Source organism: Actinophytocola glycyrrhizae (genome assembly GCF_042653545.1).
Classification (GTDB): domain Bacteria; phylum Actinomycetota; class Actinomycetes; order Mycobacteriales; family Pseudonocardiaceae; genus Actinophytocola; species Actinophytocola glycyrrhizae.
Genome location: NZ_JBHSIS010000010.1, coordinates 615,917 through 634,535, shown reverse-complemented (window position 1 = coordinate 634,535; position 18,619 = coordinate 615,917). Strand labels below are relative to the sequence as shown.

18 protein-coding genes are annotated in these 18,619 nt (G+C 68.6%); 15 read left to right on the top strand and 3 right to left on the bottom strand.

Annotated elements, in window-relative coordinates; all coding sequences use genetic code 11:
• Positions 1–13: 13 nt before the first annotated feature.
• From rho to prmC, 4 genes are all read left to right on the top strand, one after another.
• On the top strand, positions 14–2,050 hold the full coding sequence (gene rho / locus ACFPCV_RS24725) for a transcription termination factor Rho (RefSeq protein WP_378058682.1): 2,037 nt from the start codon (positions 14–16) through the stop codon (positions 2,048–2,050).
• A gap of 146 nt (positions 2,051–2,196) precedes the next feature.
• Complete coding sequence (rpmE, locus tag ACFPCV_RS24720; protein ID WP_378058681.1) at positions 2,197–2,418, top strand: 50S ribosomal protein L31; 222 nt, start codon at positions 2,197–2,199, stop codon at positions 2,416–2,418.
• A gap of 81 nt (positions 2,419–2,499) precedes the next feature.
• Positions 2,500–3,576, top strand: coding sequence for a peptide chain release factor 1 (prfA, locus tag ACFPCV_RS24715; protein ID WP_378058680.1), 1,077 nt, complete (start codon positions 2,500–2,502; stop codon positions 3,574–3,576).
• A 13-nt stretch (positions 3,577–3,589) separates the two neighbouring features.
• Entirely contained in the window at positions 3,590–4,438 is an 849-nt protein-coding gene (gene prmC / locus ACFPCV_RS24710) for a peptide chain release factor N(5)-glutamine methyltransferase (RefSeq protein WP_378058679.1), read from the top strand.
• Between the two features lie 400 nt (positions 4,439–4,838).
• Here the strand turns inward: prmC and ACFPCV_RS24705 are convergent, their stop codons facing one another.
• On the bottom strand, positions 4,839–5,471 hold the full coding sequence (locus ACFPCV_RS24705) for an L-threonylcarbamoyladenylate synthase (RefSeq protein WP_378058678.1): 633 nt from the start codon (positions 5,469–5,471) through the stop codon (positions 4,839–4,841).
• Positions 5,472–5,485: 14 nt separating this feature from the next.
• Positions 5,486–6,307 carry a hypothetical protein gene (locus ACFPCV_RS24700; RefSeq protein WP_378058677.1) on the bottom strand — a complete coding sequence of 274 codons (822 nt, stop codon included), beginning with the start codon at positions 6,305–6,307 and terminating at the stop codon, positions 5,486–5,488.
• A 66-nt stretch (positions 6,308–6,373) separates the two neighbouring features.
• Between ACFPCV_RS24700 and ACFPCV_RS24695 the strand changes: the two genes are divergently transcribed.
• Positions 6,374–6,997: a hypothetical protein gene (locus tag ACFPCV_RS24695; RefSeq protein WP_378058676.1), complete on the top strand. Its 624-nt coding sequence runs from the start codon at positions 6,374–6,376 to the stop codon at positions 6,995–6,997.
• A 932-nt stretch (positions 6,998–7,929) separates the two neighbouring features.
• Here the strand turns inward: ACFPCV_RS24695 and ppk2 are convergent.
• Complete coding sequence (gene ppk2 / locus ACFPCV_RS24690) at positions 7,930–8,703, bottom strand: polyphosphate kinase 2 (RefSeq protein WP_378058675.1); 774 nt, start codon at positions 8,701–8,703, stop codon at positions 7,930–7,932.
• A gap of 68 nt (positions 8,704–8,771) precedes the next feature.
• On the opposite strand from ppk2, the gene ACFPCV_RS24685 reads away from it, so the two are divergent.
• The 10 genes from ACFPCV_RS24685 to atpD all read left to right on the top strand — a co-directional run bounded on the left by ACFPCV_RS24685 (position 8,772) and on the right by atpD (position 18,572).
• A complete protein-coding gene (locus tag ACFPCV_RS24685; RefSeq protein ID WP_378058674.1) occupies positions 8,772–10,052 on the top strand; it encodes a serine hydroxymethyltransferase in 1,281 nt (426 codons plus the stop codon).
• Between the two features lie 4 nt (positions 10,053–10,056).
• Positions 10,057–11,202 carry a glycosyltransferase family 4 protein gene (locus ACFPCV_RS24680; protein WP_378058673.1) on the top strand — a complete coding sequence of 382 codons (1,146 nt, stop codon included), beginning with the start codon at positions 10,057–10,059 and terminating at the stop codon, positions 11,200–11,202.
• Between the two features lie 138 nt (positions 11,203–11,340).
• A complete protein-coding gene (locus tag ACFPCV_RS24675; protein ID WP_378058672.1) occupies positions 11,341–11,727 on the top strand; it encodes a hypothetical protein in 387 nt (128 codons plus the stop codon).
• Between the two features lie 210 nt (positions 11,728–11,937).
• A complete protein-coding gene (gene atpB / locus ACFPCV_RS24670) occupies positions 11,938–12,720 on the top strand; it encodes a F0F1 ATP synthase subunit A (RefSeq protein ID WP_378058671.1) in 783 nt (260 codons plus the stop codon).
• A 72-nt stretch (positions 12,721–12,792) separates the two neighbouring features.
• Positions 12,793–13,038, top strand: a complete 246-nt coding sequence (locus tag ACFPCV_RS24665; RefSeq protein WP_378058670.1) for an ATP F0F1 synthase subunit C — start codon at positions 12,793–12,795, stop codon at positions 13,036–13,038.
• A gap of 31 nt (positions 13,039–13,069) precedes the next feature.
• Positions 13,070–13,612, top strand: a complete 543-nt coding sequence (locus ACFPCV_RS24660) for a F0F1 ATP synthase subunit B (protein ID WP_378058669.1) — start codon at positions 13,070–13,072, stop codon at positions 13,610–13,612.
• A 21-nt stretch (positions 13,613–13,633) separates the two neighbouring features.
• Positions 13,634–14,476 (top strand): F0F1 ATP synthase subunit delta, encoded by an 843-nt coding sequence (locus tag ACFPCV_RS24655; RefSeq protein ID WP_378058668.1) that lies wholly within the window; start codon positions 13,634–13,636, stop codon positions 14,474–14,476.
• A 62-nt stretch (positions 14,477–14,538) separates the two neighbouring features.
• The gene (gene atpA, locus ACFPCV_RS24650) at positions 14,539–16,179 is read left to right on the top strand and encodes a F0F1 ATP synthase subunit alpha (RefSeq protein WP_378058666.1); all 1,641 of its coding nucleotides are present in this window, start codon (positions 14,539–14,541) and stop codon (positions 16,177–16,179) included.
• A gap of 15 nt (positions 16,180–16,194) precedes the next feature.
• Positions 16,195–17,148: a F0F1 ATP synthase subunit gamma gene (locus ACFPCV_RS24645; protein ID WP_378058665.1), complete on the top strand. Its 954-nt coding sequence runs from the start codon at positions 16,195–16,197 to the stop codon at positions 17,146–17,148.
• Positions 17,148–18,572, top strand: a complete 1,425-nt coding sequence (atpD, locus tag ACFPCV_RS24640; RefSeq protein WP_378058664.1) for a F0F1 ATP synthase subunit beta — start codon at positions 17,148–17,150, stop codon at positions 18,570–18,572. Before ACFPCV_RS24645 ends, atpD begins: the two co-directional genes overlap by 1 nt.
• The last annotated feature ends 47 nt before the right edge of the window (positions 18,573–18,619 follow it).

The window sequence follows — 18,619 nt, the reverse complement described above, 5'->3', positions numbered from 1 at the left end:
AGGAAGGACATGAGTGAGCAACACTGATCTGCTGGGCAGCGAGACTGCCAACGGCACGGTCGACACCGCTGCCGGTGCGGCCGACACAACACAACGCACCAGCGCAAACGGGGGAACGAAGCGCCGCGCCGGTCTCACCGGCATGGTCCTCGCGGAGCTGCGGGAGCTCGCGGGCCAGCTTGGCATCACCGGTACCGCCGGGATGCGCAAGGGCGATCTGATCGCGGCCATCAAGGAGCGTCAGTCGGGTGGCTCGTCGAAGCCCGCCGCGAACACCGCTTCCGACACCCTGCCGCTCGGCATCGGTGACAAGGCACCTGCCGAGGAGAAGCCCGCTAAGCGCGAGGTCACGGCCGAAACCGAGCCGAGGACCGAGCCGAAGTCGGAGCAGAAAGCGGAGCCGAAGGCCGAGCAGCCCGACACCGAGGACGGCGGCCGCCGTGAGGGCAACCGCCGTCGCCGTGGTTCGAGCCGTGCGGCCGGTTCCCCGGAGCAGCCGGAGAAGCGGGACGACAACCGCGGTGAGAACCGTGGTGAGAACCGCGACAACCGCGGCGACCAGCGTGTCTCCACGGACGAGAAGCCCGCGGAGAAGCAGCAGGGCGACAAGCGGGACGACCGCGGCGGCCGCAACGACCGCAACGACCGTGGTGACCGGGGCGACCGCAACGACCGGGGTGGGCGCGGCAACGACCGCGGCGACCGCGGCGACCGCGGTGGCCGCAACCAGGACAACCGCGGTGACCAGCGCAACTCCGGCCGGGACCGCGACAACGGCCCGGACGACGACGATGACGAGGACGGCGGGCGCAGGCGCGGCCGCAGGTTCCGCGACCGTCGCCGCCGGGGCAGCGGCAGCAGCAGTGGTGGCGGCCGCGGCGACAGCCCGGACACCGAGGTGCGCGACGACGACGTCCTGCTGCCGGTCGCCGGTGTGCTCGACGTGCTGGAGAACTACGCGTTCGTCCGCACCTCCGGCTACCTGTCTGGCCCGAACGACGTCTACGTGTCGCTGTCGCTGGTCCGCAAGTACGGCCTGCGCAGGGGCGACGCGATCACCGGCATGGTGCGCCAGCCGCGTGAGGGCGAGCAGCAGCGGCAGAAGTTCAACCCGCTGGTGCGTGTCGAGACGATCAACGGGCTGGACCCGGACCAGGCCAAGCAGCGCCCCGAGTTCACGAAGCTGACGCCGCTGTACCCGAACGAGCGGCTGCGCCTCGAGACCGAGTCGCACATCCTCACCACCCGCGTCATCGACCTGGTGATGCCGGTCGGCAAGGGTCAGCGCGCGCTGATCGTGTCGCCGCCCAAGGCAGGCAAGACCTCCGTGCTGCAGGCGATCGCGAACGCGATCACCACGAACAACCCCGAGTGCTACCTGATGGTCGTGCTCGTGGACGAGCGGCCGGAAGAGGTCACCGACATGCAGCGGTCGGTGAAGGGTGAGGTCATCGCCTCCACCTTCGACCGCCCGCCGGGCGACCACACCACGGTCGCCGAGCTGTCGATCGAGCGGGCGAAGCGCCTGGTCGAGATGGGGCACGACGTGGTCGTGCTGCTCGACTCGATCACCCGCCTCGGCCGTGCCTACAACCTGGCGGCCCCGGCGTCCGGCCGGATCCTGTCCGGTGGTGTCGACTCGACGGCGCTGTACCCGCCCAAGCGGTTCCTGGGCGCGGCACGCAACATCGAGGACGGCGGCTCGCTGACCATCTTCGCCACGTCGCTGGTGGAGACCGGGTCCGCGGGTGACACGGTGATCTTCGAGGAGTTCAAGGGCACGGGCAACGCGGAGCTCATCCTCGACCGCAAGATCGCCGACAAGCGCACGTTCCCGGCGGTCAACGTCGACGCGTCCGGCACCCGCAAGGAGGACCTGCTCCTCCCGCCGGACGAGCTGGCGGTCACGGTCAAGCTGCGCCGGGTGCTGCACGCGCTGGACAACCAGCAGGCCATCGACCTGCTGCTGACCCAGCTCCGCAAGACCCGCACCAACATCGAGTTCCTGATGCAGGTGGCGAAGAACACACCTTCCGTCAACGACGACTGAGACCGACCAGAAGCCGGAATATGTCCTGGTGGGGGCGTGTTGAACCCCCTGCCAGGACATCTGGCAAACTGTTAGGTCGAGTCCGGCTCCGGTTCACCCCAGAAGCTGTTCGGGGACCCGGCGGCCACCGAGAAAGGGCAAGATCTGTGAAGACCGGTATCCACCCCGAGTACGTCACGACCGAGGTCACCTGCGGCTGTGGGAACACGTTCACCACGCGCAGCACCAAGAAGTCGGGCAGCATCCACGTCGAGGTCTGCTCGAACTGCCACCCGTTCTACACGGGCAAGCAGAAGATCCTCGACACCGGCGGCCGGGTCGCGCGCTTCGAGGCCCGCTACGGCAAGCGGGACAAGAAAGCCAAGTAGCTTCGGATTCGGCGTCCACCCGCGTGGGTGGGCGCCGTTTTCGTGTCCGCTGCACCTTGGCTTCATCGGAAGGAAAGACCCGTGGACGCGTCATCGCTCGGTGAGCTGCTCGGTGAGTACGACGAGCTGGAGTCGACGCTCGCCGACCCGGCCGTGCACGGTGACCAGGCACGCGCCCGCAAGCTGGGCCGCCGCTACGCCGAGCTGACCCCGATCGTCCGCACCCTGCGCGAGCTGGAGCGGGCTCGCGACGACCTGGCGACGGCCAAGGAGCTGTCCGAGGACGCGGCGTTCGCCGAGGAGGCCGCGTCGCTGGAGGAGAAGGTCCCCGCGCTGGAGGCCAAGCTCACCGAGCTGCTGCTGCCCCGCGACCCGCACGACGGCGACGACCTCATCATGGAGATCAAGTCCGGTGAGGGCGGCGACGAGTCGGCGCTGTTCGCGGGCGACCTGCTGCGCATGTACCTGCGGTACGCGGAGAAGCACGGCTGGTCCACGGAGCTCCTCGACGGCACCGAGACCGAGCTCGGCGGGTACAAGGACGCGACGGTCACCATCCGGTCGAAGACACCCACCGCCGACGGGGTGTGGTCCCGCCTGAAGTTCGAGGGCGGCGTGCACCGCGTGCAGCGCGTGCCCGCCACCGAGTCACAGGGCCGCATCCACACCTCCGCCGCCGGGGTGCTGGTGTACCCGGACGTGCAGGACGCCGTCGAGGACGTGGAGATCCCGGAGAAGGACCTGCGCATCGACGTGTTCCGCTCGTCGGGCAAGGGCGGCCAGAGCGTCAACACCACCGACTCGGCCGTGCGCATCACGCACCTGCCGACCGGCATCGTGGTGTCCTGCCAGAACGAGCGCAGTCAGTTGCAGAACAAGACACGCGCGATGCAGGTGCTGAAGGCCCGGCTGGCCGCGGCCGCCGAGGAGGAGGCCGCGAAGCAGGCGTCGGCGGCACGCGCGAGCCAGGTCCGCACCGTGGACCGCTCCGAGCGGGTCCGCACCTACAACTACCCGGAGAACCGCATCTCCGACCACCGGGTGAACTACAAGGCCTACAACCTGGACCAGGTACTCAACGGCGACCTCGACGGTGTGCTTGACGCGCTCGCCACCGCGGACCGGGACGAACGACTCGCCGCGCACCAGTCGACGTGACAGGGTGACCGCCATGTCGAGACAGCCGCTGCGGCTTGCGATCATGGAGGCGGAACGCATCCTGGCGGATGCCGGGGTGGCGTCCCCGCGCGTGGACGCGGAACTGATCGCGGCGCACGTGCTCGGCGCGGAACGCGGCAAGCTGATGCTGACCCCGCTCGTGGACCGGCAGGTCATCGAGGCCATCGGGCAGCTCGTGCACCAGCGCGCGAAGCGGATTCCCCTGCAGCACCTGCTGGGCTGGGCCGTGATGGGCACCGTGACCCTGGAGGTCGGCCCCGGCGTGTTCGTGCCGCGTCCGGAGACCGAGCTGCTGCTGGAGTGGGGCCTCGACTTCCTCGCGGGGCGGGAGAACCCGGTCGTGGTGGACCTGTGCACCGGCTCCGGCGCGCTGGCACTCGCGGTCGCGGCGCAACGGCCGGAGGCGGAGGTCCACGCCGTCGAGATCGACCCGACGGCGCTGGCGTGGGCCCGCCGCAACATGACGTCGAGCCGGGTCCGGCTGCACGCGGGGGACGTGACCGACCCGGACCTGATCACCGAACTGGACGCGCGGGTCGACCTCGTGTTGTGCAACCCGCCCTATGTCCCGGTCGGTACGGACGTGGCGCCGGAGGTGGGGGAGCACGACCCGTTCCGGGCGGTGTTCGCCGACGACGACGGTCTCACGGTGATCAGGCACGTGGTGAACCTGTCGGCACGGCTGCTCAAGCCGGGTGGTGCGGTCGCGATCGAACACGACGACAGCCACCGGGAGTCCGTGCCGGAACTGCTGGCCACCAGGAAGGTGCTGACGGACGTCGCGGACCACGACGACCTGGCGGGCAGACCACGGTTCGCGACCGCGATCAGGACGTCCTGACGAGTCCGCCTCCCCGGGATTCAAGGTCACGTTCCCCTGAGGTAACTGCTGATCGGACCCGACTCTCCTACAGAGAGCCGAGGCCGCTAGACGATTGATTCCGTGAAGATCATGTGAAGTGGCTTGGTGTACGAACCCGTCATCAGGCACGACCCCCACACCCCTGCGGGCGCCCGACGGGGCGGGCCGATGCCGTGAAGGCGCGTTCACGGCACAACGAGTGCCGTGAATGGGCCGTTCAGGGCGCCCAGCGCCCTGAACGCGCCTTTCAGGGCATTCCCACGCCGTCAACGCGCCTTTCGCAGCACCACGCGAACCGGAGCCAGCACTCCCACCCAACGACGCGACCAGCACACGACGACCGGCCGCCCACTCACACCGACTTCACGGAATCAATCATCTAGGACCCCAGCGCCTCGTGGATCGCGGCCGCGGGCACAGCCCCTTCGCGGAGCACCACCGGCTCGTCCCCGGACAGGTCGACGATCGTCGACGGCACCGGTTCCCCCGACGGCCCGCCGTCGAGGTAGACCGCGACCGACTCACCGAGCTGTGCCTTCGCCTCGTCCGCGGTGGCCGCCGGCGGCTGCCCGGACACGTTGGCGCTGGACACCGCCATCGGCCCGACCTCACGCAGCAGTTCGAGCGCCACCGGGTGCAGCGGCATCCGCAGCATCACGGTCCCGCCGCTGCTGCCGAGGTCCCACGACAGCGACGGCGCGTGCGGCAGCACGATCGACACGTCACCGGGCCAGAACGCCTCGATGAGCTGGCGGGCGGGCCGCGGCACCGACAGCACCAGCCCGTCGATGGTCGACCACGACCCGACGAGGACACCGACCGGCATGTCCGGCCCACGGTTCTTCGCGGCCAGCAGCGCACGCACCGCGGTACCGGAGAACGCGTCCGCGCCGATGCCGTACACCGTGTCGGTCGGCACCACCACGAGCCGCCCGGCGCGGACGGCACTCGCCGCCGCCGCGAGCCCGTCGGAGCGGTCCGGTTCCCTGGCACAGTCGTACACGACACTCACAGCGCTGACCTTAGCTAGACACCGTGTTTCACGATGTGCGGGGCCATCTCGTCGGCCCGCCGCCGCCACGTCTGCCGTCGGAAGCGGTGCACGACCGCGTACAGCAGCGCCGCACCCATCACCACGCCGGAGACCACCAGCACCACGTTGTCCAGCAACCCGCCCGCCACCACGGTGATCAGCCCGATCGCCACGATCAGCACCGCGAGACTCACCGCGATGCCCTCCGGCGCCCACGTCCAGCGCCTGCCTGCCGCCACCTCGGCGAGCAGCTGGTCCGCGCCGCGCCGCAGCTCCGTGTCACCGGTGTCCAGTGCGCGGATCCGTCGCCCGGCGTCCGCACAGATCCGCAGCTGCGCCTCACTGGTGATCACGAGGATGTCGTCCGCCGTCCGCGACCGGCACTGGTCCGCCGCCGAGAACCAGGCGCTGGCCAGGTAGTACCGCAGCGTCGGATCAGCGGGCCGGTCGGCGACGAGCAGCTCCAGGTCACCGACCGCGCCCGCCGCGTTCCCCTGCCCGACCTTCACCTGCGCGAGCCCCAGCTGTGCCAGCAAGGCGCCCGCCCCACCGCAGGTCAGCGCCGCACGGTAGTTCTCCTCGGCGCTACGCCACCCGCCACGCGCGAGGTGGACGTCGCCGACACCCACCCGATCGAGTGGATCGGAACGCAGCTCCGCGGCGGCCTCGAACTCGGCGAGGGCCTCGTCGAGCCGCCCGGCGAACAGCGCCGACCGGCCACGTTCCGCATGCAGCCGGGCCTCCGGCTGGTCGACAGGTTGGTCGTCCGGCACCAGTTGCCACTTGACGATCACGTCCTGCCACGCTCGAAGCATTGGATCACCTCGGCGGGCACGTTACTCTCGGTAGACCCATGTCGGGGGGTTGTCGAGGTGAAACTGGTGGCGAGCGTCAGGTCGCTCAGCTCACGTTGGGTCGCGTGGGCGTTCGCCGCTGCCTACCTGGTGGTGAGCGCCGCGGTCGGCGCCGTACTGCTGGCGATGCCCAAGCCCGACGCCGCCGGTGCCGAGAATCCGACCACCTACATCTCGTCGGACGGTTCGTCGCCACCGGTGTCGTCGAGCACCGTCCCTGCCGGGTTTCGCCGCGCGACCGGCCCCGCCAACATGACGACCGTCATCCCCGACGGGTGGCGGGCCGTCGCCGCGGGCGGGCCCGGCGCGATGCGGGCCGTCGATCCGTCTGATCCGGCCCGGGTCGTCGGGTTCGGCGGGGCCCCGGCCTCGTCACCGGACATCGTGCGGGTGCACGTGGCCTACGAGTCCGGGTTCGCGTCGCGGACGGTGTCCTATCGGCGGCTGGACCTCAGCAGCGCCACCTATGGCGGGCATCCGGCGGTGGAGTGGGAGTTCCAGCACCGGGACGGGCGTGGGCTGCAACGGGTGCACGCCTTGTACTGGCTCGTGGACGAGGTCGAGTACTTCGTGTTCGCCTCCGCGCCGGACGAGGACTGGCCACGGATGCTGCCCGTCTACGAGGCGATGGTCGCCAACTCGCGGCCTTGACGTGTTCCTGTGGACAACTCGTGGGTTCGAGTTCCGTTGTTGTCGGTACTGCTCGGTAGGCTGGAGATCGGGGGGCCGGAGGCCGCCTGTTGATCTTGTTGTGCGGGGTTCTTTCCGCTGTTTTTGTTGTCCCACTTGGGTCTTCGGGGTGTTTCCCGAGTGTTGGTGTTCGGTGGTGGCGGCGGATTTTACGGGCGGCCCCTCACGTGTCAAGGGCGCCTTCGGCGTCGCTTCGCGATGGCTTCGCCCACCCTTGACACGTGAGCCTCCGCCGCCCTGCAGGGGCCCTTGTGGGCAGGGCTGGCGCCCTGCCCAGAGGATGCCCGCCGCCACCACCGAACCTTCTGGGTGGTTCCGTTCGGGTGGGGTGCGTTGGGGCGGGGTGCTTTGCCCTTTCAGGGCGGGCCCGCTACGCGGGGGCTTTGCCCGCTACGCGGGCTTTCGCCCTGCGGGCGCTGCGCGCCCGCGCAGCGGCGCCGGTCCTTGATCAACGGAACATTTGGGACATCGGTGGTGTCGTGAATGGGCCGTTCAGGGCGCTGGGCGCTGTGAATGTGCCATTGAGGGCATGTCGTGTGCCGTGAACGCGCCTTTCGCGGCGTGTCCGCTTCGCGGGCTTTCGCCCTGCGGGCGCTCCGCGTTCGCGCGCGGCGCGGTCCGCGTAGCGGGGCCGGTCGTTGATCAACGGAGCATTTGGGACATTGGTGGTGTCGTGAATGGGCCGTTCAGGGCGCTGAGCGCCGTGAATGTGCCATTGAGGGCATGTGGTGTGCCGTGAACGCGCCTTTCGCGGCGTGTCCGCAGGGCGGCCGCGCAGCGGGTGAGGGTTCGGGAACATCGGTCATGCCCTGAAAGGCGCGTTCAGGGCGCTCGACGTCCTCAACGCGCCTTTCAGGGCACTCCGTGCTCGCTCGGGAGGTGTCGGAGCGTCGTCAGAAGCGGGCCGGGACGTAGCGCATCGAATTCTTCGGGGGGCGTTGGTAGTGGGGGTCCTCCGGGCCGCGTGGCGGGAGTTCCAGCACGGCTGGCTCGACGTCCTCGTACGGGACCTGGCCCAGCAGGTGTGAGATGCAGTTCAGCCGCGCGCGTTTCTTCGAGTCGGCCTCCACCACCCACCACGGGGAGTCCTCGATGTCCGTGTGGGCGAACATCACGTCCTTGGCCTTCGAGTAGTCGAACCACCGGCGTCTCGCCTCGAGGTCCATCGGGGAGATCTTCCAGCGTTTGGTGCGGTCGTGCATGCGTTCCTGGAAACGCTTTTCCTGTTCCTCGTCGGAAACCGAGAACCAGTACTTCACCAGGATCATGCCGGACCTGATGAGCATCCGTTCGAAATCCGGGGCCGAGCGCAGGAACTCCTGGTACTCGGCCTCCGTGCAGAAGCCCATCACGCGTTCGACGCCCGCGCGGTTGTACCAGGAGCGGTCGAACAGGACCATCTCGCCTGCCGCGGGGAGTTGGGCCACGTACCGCTGGAAGTACCACTGCGTCTTCTCGCGGTCGGTGGGGGTGCCCAGCGCGGCGACCCGGCAGACTCGTGGGTTGAGCGGTTCGGTGATGCGTTTGATCGCGCCGCCCTTGCCCGCGGCGTCGCGGCCCTCGAACAGCACCGCGACGCGCAGGCCCTTCGCCTTGACCCAGTCCTGCAGCTTCACGAGCTCCAGGTGCAGGCGGGCCAGCTCCGCCCGGTAGTTCAGCTTGGTCATCCACGGACCGTAACCCGGGTCGCGGTAGCCTGGCCCGGCAAATCCGCCACGAGAGAGAAGCAGCAGGGGTGAACACGCCGTTCTGGGGTCCGGACTTCGATTCGCTGGCCGCTGCGGATCCCGAGATCGCCGACGTGGTGCTCGGTGAGCTGGACCGCCTGCGCGGCGGGCTGCAGCTGATCGCCAGCGAGAACCTCACCAGCCCGGCCGTGCTCGCCGCGCTCGGTTCGACGCTCTCCAACAAGTACGCGGAGGGCTACCCGGGCCGGCGGTACTACGGCGGGTGCGCGCAGGTCGACATCGCCGAGGAGATCGGTGTCGCCAGGGCGAAGGAGCTGTTCGGCGCCGAGCACGCGAACCTGCAGCCGCACTCGGGGGCCAGTGCGAACCTCGCCGCCTACGCCGCGTTCTGCGAGCCGGGGGACGTCGTCCTCGCCATGGACCTCAAGCAGGGCGGGCACCTCACGCACGGCTCCAAGGTCAACTTCTCCGGTCACTGGTTCGAGGCCGTCCCGTACGGGGTGCGGCAGGACACCGAGCTGATCGACTACGACCAGGTCCGCGACCTCGCGCTCCTGCACCGGCCGCGCATGATCATCGCGGGCGCGACCGCCTACCCGCGGCTGATCGACTTCTCCGCGTTCCGTGCGATCGCGGACGAGGTCGACGCGATCCTGATGGTCGACGCCGCGCACTTCATCGGGCTGGTCGCGGGCAAGGTGATCCCCTCGCCGGTGCCGTTCGCGGACGTGGTCACGTTCACCACGCACAAGGTCCTGCGCGGCCCGCGTGGCGGGATGATCGTCTGCCGGGCCGAACACGCGAAGGCCATCGACAAGGCCGTGTTCCCGTTCAGCCAGGGCGGTCCGCTGATGCACGCGGTGGCCGCGAAGGCCGTCGCGTTGCGGGAGGCCGCGACCAGCGAGTACCAGGGGTACGCGACGCAGGTGGTCGCGAACGCCGCCGCGCTCGCCAAGGGCCTGGAGGCGGAGGGCATGCGGGTGGTCTCCGGCGGCACCGACACCCACCTCGCGCTGCTGGACGTGCGGCCACTGGACGTCACCGGCGCGGCGGCCGAGCAGCGGTGCGGGCACGCCGGCATCACGCTGAACAAGAACGCCATCCCGTTCGACCCGGCGCCACCGGCGACCGCGTCCGGTATCCGGGTCGGCTCACCGTGCGTCACGACCCAGGGCATGACCGAGCCGGAGATGGCCGAGATCGCACGGCTGATCGGGCGCGCGGTCCGGGCGGAAGCGGGTACCGAGGCCGGGGACGCCGACCACGCCGCCGTGGCCGCCGCCGTCCGCGGGCTCACCGCGACGCACCCCGCCTACCCCCGGGACTGAGCGCGTGGACCTGGCACAGAACTTCGAGCCCGCCGGGCTGCCGATCCGGGAGTACCTGCTGGTCGGGCTCACCACCGCGGTTCTGACGTTCCTGTTCACCGGCCTCGTGCGGCGGTTCGCGCTGCGGTGGGGTGCGGTCGCCCATCCCCGGCAGCGCGACGTGCACACGGTGCCGATCCCGCGCCTTGGCGGGCTCGCGATGTACCTCGGTGTGTGCGGCGGCATGCTGCTCGCCCACCAGCTGCCGGTGCTGCGCCGCGCGTTCGACTACTCGCTCGACCCGACGGCGATCCTGCTCGGCGGCGGCCTGATCATGGTGATCGGGATGCTCGACGACCGGTTCGAGCTGGACTCGCTCACCAAACTCGCCGGTCAGACCACCTGTGCGGGCATCCTGGTGCTGCTCGGTCTGCAGTGGATCATCTTCTGGGTGCCGTGGGGCGGCAACGGGGCGGGCGGCTCGCTGCTGATCCTCGACCAGAACCAGGGCGCGATCCTGACCGTGCTGCTCGTGGTCACGATGGTCAACGCGATCAACTTCGTCGACGGGCTGGACGGGCTCGCCGCGGGTGTGGGCCTCATCTCGTCCGTCGCGACGTGTGCGTTCTCACTGCACCTGCTCGACCAGTCCGGCGGCGACGTCACCTACTACCCGCCCGCGCTGATCGCGGCGACGCTGGCCGGTGCGTGCCTGGGCTTCCTGCCGCACAACTTCCAGCCCGCGAAGATCTTCATGGGCGACTCCGGCTCGATGCTGATCGGCCTGATGATGGCGGCGGCCAGCACCTCGGCCTCTGGCAAGGTGCAGAGCCTCGACGGCACGACGACCATCGCGCTGCTGTCGCCACTGCTCGTGGTCGCGGCGGTGCTGTTCGTGCCGGTGCTCGACCTGCTGATGGCGGTGGTCCGGCGCACCCGCAAGGGCCTTTCGCCGTTCCACGCCGACAAGATGCACCTCCACCACCGCCTGCTGGAGATCGGTCACTCCCAGCGCAGAGCGGTGCTGTTGATCTACCTGTGGGCCGCGTTGCTGGCGTTCGGGACCGTCGCGCTGACCCTGTTCGACGCGCTCGCCGTGATCTGGGGCATCGGCATCGGCCTCCTGATCGCACTGGTCGTCTCCATCGTCCCTAGACTCAGGGCGCGATGACTGAGCGGAGCTTGCGGGGCGAACATCATTAACGAGAAGACAGAGCAAGAAGAAGCCGGGCCGAGCGCTGCCGACCTGGGCATTCAGACCGACCTGCCGAAGACGCACGGGGAGGCCGTCACGCGGCTGGCCGACGCGATGCTCCGGTACGCGATCTGGCCCGCGGTGGCGACGACCGTGATCGGCGTCGTCGTGGCGAGCGTGCTGAACGGTGTGCAGGGCGGGGTCGCCGCCCTGATCGGCGGCGTCGTCGCGTTCGGCTCGTCGATGGCCACGTGGTGGCTGATGCGCAGGACGGCCGCGATGAACCCGATGATGGTGATGACCGGCGCGCTCGGCGGCTTCATCGGCAAGATGATCATTCTGCTGCTCGTGCTCATGGTGTTGCGGGAGATCACCTGGCTGCACACGGAGTCGCTGGCGTACACGATGCTGGCGGTGGTGGTCGTCTGGGCCGCGATGGACACCGTCGCGTTTCGCCGCACGAAGCTGCCGACACTGATCATCACCAACGACGACCAGTAGATCTACTACCAAGTAGTACGCGCGTTCTCTATGGCCTGGACCCCCTGATAGGGTGCGCTTGTACCTCGGTTCACAAGCCCAGGGCGCACCCCTCAGGAACAGGGGTGCCCCTGGTAGGTGCGCGGGTTGACTGAGGTACGTTACGTCCTGATCGTGACGATTCCCCCGGCGGTGTGAACCTGCCGGCCGGGAGAACCGGAAGGAGCCCAGTTGCGGGCGCTGTGGCTAGCCGAAGGTGGCGAGTTCGTTCCGCCGGGAGCGGGTGACTTCGACCTCCCACCCATTTTCCTGGGTATCACCAAGCCCATGGTGCTGGCGGTGCTGTCCATCGCCATCATCATCGTGTTCTTCCTGATGGCATCGCGTCGGCTCAAGGTCGTCCCAAGCCGGTTCACGTTCCTCGCCGAGTCGGTCTACGACTTCGGCAGGAACAACATCGCGCGCGAGATCATCGGTTCCAAGGACTTCATGCCTTTTGTGCCGTTGATTGTATCGATGTTCACCTTCGTGCTGGTGAACAACATCTTCGGCATCATCCCTATCATCCAGTTCCCGACGTTGGCGCACATCGGTTTCCCGATGGCCCTGTCGGTTCTCATCGTGTATCCACTGTGGAACTACCTCGGCATCCGCAGGCACGGGTTCGCCGGGCACTTCAAGCACCAGCTCGTGCCGCCGGGTGTGCCGAAGCCGGTGCTGTTCCTGCTCGTGCCGGTCGAGTTCTTCGTGAAGTTCTTCATGAACCCGATCACGCACGGCATCCGGGTTTTCGCGGCGATGTTCGCAGGCCACCTGATCCTGCTGGTGTTCACGCTCGCGGGGCAGTACCTGCTGCTCGAGGCGGGCGGCATGCTGAAGCCGGTTTCGTTGATCTCCTGGGCCTTCGCCATCGCGATGACGTTCCTCGAGGCGCTGATCCAGGTTCTGCAGGCCTACATCTTCGCGCTGCTCGCGGCGAACTACATCGGCTCCGCGCTTTCCTCGGAGCACTGAGTTTCACAACCGATAAGGCATATACCCGATCCGCGAATCCCTCGCGGACCGAGTTCGGAAGGAACAAAACAAGTGAGCGCCATTCAACTCGCCCAGGAAACCATCAACCTGAACCAGGGCCTCTCGCTCATCGGTTACGGCCTTGGTGCGATCGGCCCGGGCGTCGGCGTGGGTCTCATCTTCGCCGCGGTCATCAACGGCACCGCCCGTCAGCCGGAGGCCCAGAGCAAGCTGATGGGCATCGCGTGGCAGACCTTCGTTCTGGTCGAGGTCCTCGCGCTGATCGGCCTGGTGCTCTTCTTCATCGCCTCCGCCTGAGCACGTCGCAACCGAAGCTCTGGGAGCCACCATGGTGAATACCGCGCTTGTTCTGGCCGCGGAGGGACCGAGTCCGGTTCTCCCGCACACCTCCGAGATCATCCTCGGGCTGGTCGCGTTCCTGCTTCTGCTGTGGGTGCTGCAGAAGTTCGCCTTCCCGAAGTTCGAGGCGCTCTACAAGGAGCGCACCGAGAAGATCGAGGGCGGCATCAAGAAGGCCGAGGAGGCACAGGCACAGGCCGAGGAGGCGCTGCAGACCTACCAGGCGCAGCTCGCCGAGGCACGTGCCGAGTCCGCCCGCATCCGGGACGACGCCCGGCTGGAGGCGGAGCAGATCAAGGAAGAGCTCCGCACCCAGGCGCAGGAGGAAGCCGCACGTATCGTGGCTGCCGGGCGGGCCCAGCTGGAGGCCCAGCGCGCCCAGATCGTCGCGGAGCTGCGTGCCGACCTCGGCAGGCACGCGGTCGAGCTGGCCAGCCGGGTCGTCGGCGAGTCCCTCGAGGACGAGGCGCGCCGCCGGGGCACCGTGGACCGGTTCCTCGACGAGCTCGACTCGGTCTCGGCGCGGAACTAGCCCTTCGAGGACGGGATACAGATGACGCTGTTCCACGCCGCGAGCCGTGACGCGCTCGCCGCCGCCGAGCGCAAGCTGCTCGAGGTGCTGAGCGCCAAGCCCGCCGGGCGGGCCAAGGGCACCTCGGCAGAGCAGCTCGGTGACGAGCTGCTCTCCGTCGTGCGGCTCCTCGACGGCGAGATCGGCCTGCGCCGCGTGCTCGGCGACTCGTCGGCGGAGGCCGGACGCCGCGAGGACATGATCACCCGCCTGCTGTCGGGCAAGGTCAGTGCACAGGCGCTCGACGTGCTGAAGACCGCGGTCGGTGCCCGCTGGTCGACGCCGCGCGAGCTGGTCGACGGGCTGGACGAGCTCGGCCGCATCGCGTTGCTCGTGCACGCGGAGCGGGAGGGCCGCCTGGACGCGGTGGAGGACGAGCTGTTCCGGTTCAGCCGGATCGTCGCCGCCGACAGCGACCTCGAGCAGGCGCTGTCCGCACGGACCGCGCCGACCGAGAGCAAGCTGGCGATGGTCCGTGAGCTGATCGGGCAGAAGTCGGACGGGGTCACCCTCCGGCTGGTCGAGCAGCTGGTGGCCGCGCCGCGCGGGCGGGCGGTCGTCGCCGGGCTCGGTGAGCTCTCGGCCGAGGCGGCCAAGCGGCGTGAGCGGTCCGTGGCCACGGTGGTCGCGCCGGTCCCGCTGACCGAGCAGCAGGAGGAGCGGCTCGCCGCCACCCTGCAGCGCATCTACTCGCGGCCGATCGCGCTGCACGTCGAGGTCGACCCGGACATCAAGGGCGGCCTCGTGATCAAGGTCGGTGACGAGGTCATCGACGGCAGCGCCACCGGCCGTATCGACGAGCTGCGCCGGCGCTTCGCGGGCTGAGCGGCACTGTGGCAACCCCACGGAACTTCTGAGAAGACACAGACGGTAGGAGCGGGAACGACATGGCGGAGCTGACGATCTCGTCGGACGAGATTCGCAGTGCGATTGACAACTACGTGTCCAGTTACTCGCCTGACGTCAACCGGGAGGAGGTCGGCCTCGTCGTCGACACCGGTGACGGCGTGGCGCACGTCGAGGGCCTGCCCTCGACCATGGCAAACGAGCTCCTCGAGTTCCCTGGCGGGATTCTCGGGGTCGCGCAGAACCTGGAGCCGCGCCAGATCGGTGTGGTCATCCTGGGCAACTACGAGCAGATCGAGGAGGGCCAGGAGGTCAAGCGCACCGGCCGGATCCTCTCGGTCCCGGTGGGCGACGCGTTCCTCGGCCGCGTCATCGACCCGCTCGGCAAGCCGCTGGATGGTCTCGGTGACATCGCCGCCGACGAGACCCGCGCGCTGGAGCTGCAGGCCGCCACGGTGGTCCAGCGGCAGCCGGTGAGCGAGCCGCTGCAGACCGGCATCACCGCGATCGACGCGATGACCCCGATCGGCCGAGGCCAGCGCCAGCTGATCATCGGCGACCGCAAGACCGGCAAGACCGCGGTCTGCGTCGACACGATCCTCAACCAGCGCGCGAACTGGGAGTCCGGCGACCCGCAGAAGCAGGTGCGCTGCATCTACGTCGCGGTCGGCCAGAAGGGCACCACGATCGCCTCGGTGCGCAAGGCGCTCGAGGACAACGGCGCGCTGGAGTACACCACGATCGTCGCCGCCCCGGCGTCGGACTCGGCGGGTTACAAGTGGCTGGCCCCCTACACCGGCTCGGCGCTGGGCCAGCACTGGATGTACCAGGGCAAGCACGTCCTGATCGTGTTCGACGACCTGACCAAGCAGGCCGAGGCCTACCGCGCCCTGTCGCTGCTGCTGCGCCGCCCGCCGGGCCGCGAGGCGTTCCCCGGCGACGTCTTCTACTTGCACTCCCGTCTGCTGGAGCGCTGCGCGAAGCTGAACGACGAGCTCGGGGCGGGTTCGATGACCGGTCTTCCGGTGATCGAGACCAAGGCCAACGACATCTCCGCCTACATCCCGACGAACGTCATCTCCATCACCGACGGGCAGTGCTTCTTCCAGTCGGACCTGTTCAACTCGGGTCAGCGCCCCGCGGTCGACGTGACCACGTCGGTGTCCCGCGTTGGTGGTGCCGCGCAGATCAAGGCCATGAAGGCCGTCTCCGGTTCGATGCGCATCGACCTGTCGCAGTACGAGGAGCTCAAGGCGTTCGCCGCCTTCGCCTCCGACCTCGACGCCGCGTCGCGTGCCCAGCTCGACCGCGGTGCCCGCCTGTACGAGCTGCTCAAGCAGCCGCAGTACTCGCCGGTGCCGGTCGAGCAGCAGGTCGTCACCGTGTATTTGGGCACAGGCGGTCACTACGACGAGGTGCCGGTCGAGGACGTCGCGCGGTTCAACAAGGAGCTCCTGGAGAACCTGCGCCACAAGCACGAGGGCATCCTCGCCGAGATCCGCGACACCGGTAAGTGGAGCGACGATCTCGCGGAGCGGGCGGTCAACGCGACCAACGAGTTCAAGAAGGGCTTCACCACTTCCGAGGGCAAGCCCCTCCAGGAGGAAGCGGCCGAGGCCATGTCCGCGGAAGAGGTCGGGCAGGAGACCGTCAAGGTCAACCGCCCGGCCCCGAAGAGCTGACCGGGCGGGAAGTAGATGGCCGCACAACTTCGCGAACTACGGTCCAAGATCCGAGCGACCAAATCCATCGGCAAGATCACCAAGGCGATGGAGCTCATCGCCACGTCGCGCATCAGCAAGGCGCAGGCGCGGGTGGACGCGTCCCGGCCCTATGCGGAGGAGATCACCAAGGTCCTCTCCGCGCTGGCCAGCGCGGCCACGACGCTCGACGACCCGTTGCTGACCGAGCGCCCCAACCCCAAGCGGGTCGGCGTGCTCGTCGTCACCAGCGACAAGGGCCTCTGCGGTGCGTACAACGCCAACGTGCTGCGTGCCGCAGAAGAACTGCAGTCGCTGCTGCGCGAGCAGGGCAAGACGCCGGTGCTGTACGTGATGGGCTCCAAGGGCGTCGGGTACTACCGGTTCCGGGACCGCAAGGTCACCGAGAGCTGGACCGGCTTCACCCAGGTGCCGCGCTATGAGAACGCGCAGGAGGCGGGCAAGACGCTGGTCGCCGCCTTCAACGCGGGTGCTGACGACGAGGGCGACGAGGCGGGTGCCGACGGCATCCTCGGCGTCGACGAGCTGCACATCGTGTACACGGAGTTCCGCTCGATGCTCTCGCAGGTGCCGGTGGCCAAGCGGATCGCACCGCTGGAGGTGGAGTACTCGGACGCGGCCGAGGAGACCGCGCCGAAGAGCGACGTGATCCCGTCGGCCTACTCGTTCGAGCCCAGCGCCGAGGCGCTGCTCTCCGCGCTGCTGCCGAAGTACATCAACACCCGGCTCTACGCGGCGCTGCTCGAGTCGGCGGCGTCGCAGCTGGCCGCGCAGCGAAACGCCATGAAGTCGGCGTCGGACAACGCGAACGACCTGGTGAACACCTTGACGCGGCAGGCCAACCAGGCCCGTCAGGGCCAGATCACCCAGGAGATCAGCGAAATCGTCGGCGGTGCGGACGCACTCGCCTCGGTAGGAAGTGAAGACTGATGACGACAACCGAGAACGCCGCCAAGGGCCGCATCGTGCGGGTTACCGGTCCTGTGGTCGACGTCGAGTTCCCCCGCGGCCAGGTCCCCGAGCTGTTCAACGCGCTGAAGACGGAGATCACGTTCGCCGAGCTGAAGAAGACGGTGACCCTCGAGGTCGCCCAGCACCTCGGCGACAACATCGTCCGCACCATCTCCCTGCAGCCGCAGGACGGTCTCGTCCGTGGTGCCGAGGTGCGCGACACCGGCGCCGCGATCTCCGTGCCGGTCGGTGACGGGGTCAAGGGCCACGTCTACAACGCGCTCGGCGAGTGCCTCGACGAGCCCGGCTACGGTGCGGACTTCGAGAAGTGGGAGATCCACCGCAAGCCGCCGCCCTTCGACCAGCTCGAGGGCAAGACCGAGATGCTGGAGACCGGCCTCAAGGTCATCGACCTGCTGACCCCGTACGTGACCGGTGGCAAGATCGGCCTGTTCGGTGGTGCCGGTGTCGGCAAGACGGTGCTCATCAAGGAGATGATCACCCGTGTGGCCCGCAACTTCGGTGGCACCTCGGTGTTCGCCGGTGTCGGCGAGCGCACCCGTGAGGGCACGGACCTCTTCCTGGAGATGAGCGAGGACGGCGTCATCAACGACACCGCGCTCGTGTTCGGTCAGATGGACGAGCCGCCCGGCACGCGTATGCGGGTCGCCCTGTCGGCGCTGACCATGGCGGAGTACTTCCGCGACGTCCAGAACCAGGACGTGCTGCTGTTCATCGACAACATCTTCCGGTTCACCCAGGCGGGTTCCGAGGTGTCGACCCTGCTGGGCCGCATGCCCTCCGCCGTGGGTTACCAGCCGACGCTGGCCGACGAGATGGGTGAGCTGCAGGAGCGGATCACCTCGACCAAGGGCCGTTCGATCACCTCGATGCAGGCGATCTACGTGCCGGCGGACGACTACACCGACCCGGCCCCGGCGACGACGTTCGCCCACCTGGACGCCACCACCGAGCTTTCCCGGTCGGTGTTCCAGAAGGGCATCTTCCCGGCGGTGGACCCGCTGGCGTCGACGTCGACCATTCTCGACCCGGCCATCGTGGGCGACAAGCACTACGCCGTGGCCTCCGAGGTCATCCGGATCCTGCAGAAGTACAAGGAACTGCAGGACATCATCGCGATCCTCGGTATGGACGAGCTGTCCGAAGAGGACAAGCTGACGGTGAACCGGGCACGGCGCATCGAGCGTTACTTGTCGCAGAACATGCTGGTCGCCGAGGCCTTCACCGGCCAGCCGGGTTCGACGGTGCCGCGCGAGGAGACCGTCGAGGCCTTCGACAAGATCACCAAGGGCGACTTCGACCACTACCCGGAGCAGGCGTTCCTGGGTATCGGTGGCCTGGAGGACCTGGAGAAGAAGTACAAGGAGATCACCAAGAAGTAGGTGCTCTCCGTACAGACGGCGAACGCCGCGCTCCCTTCCGGGGGCGC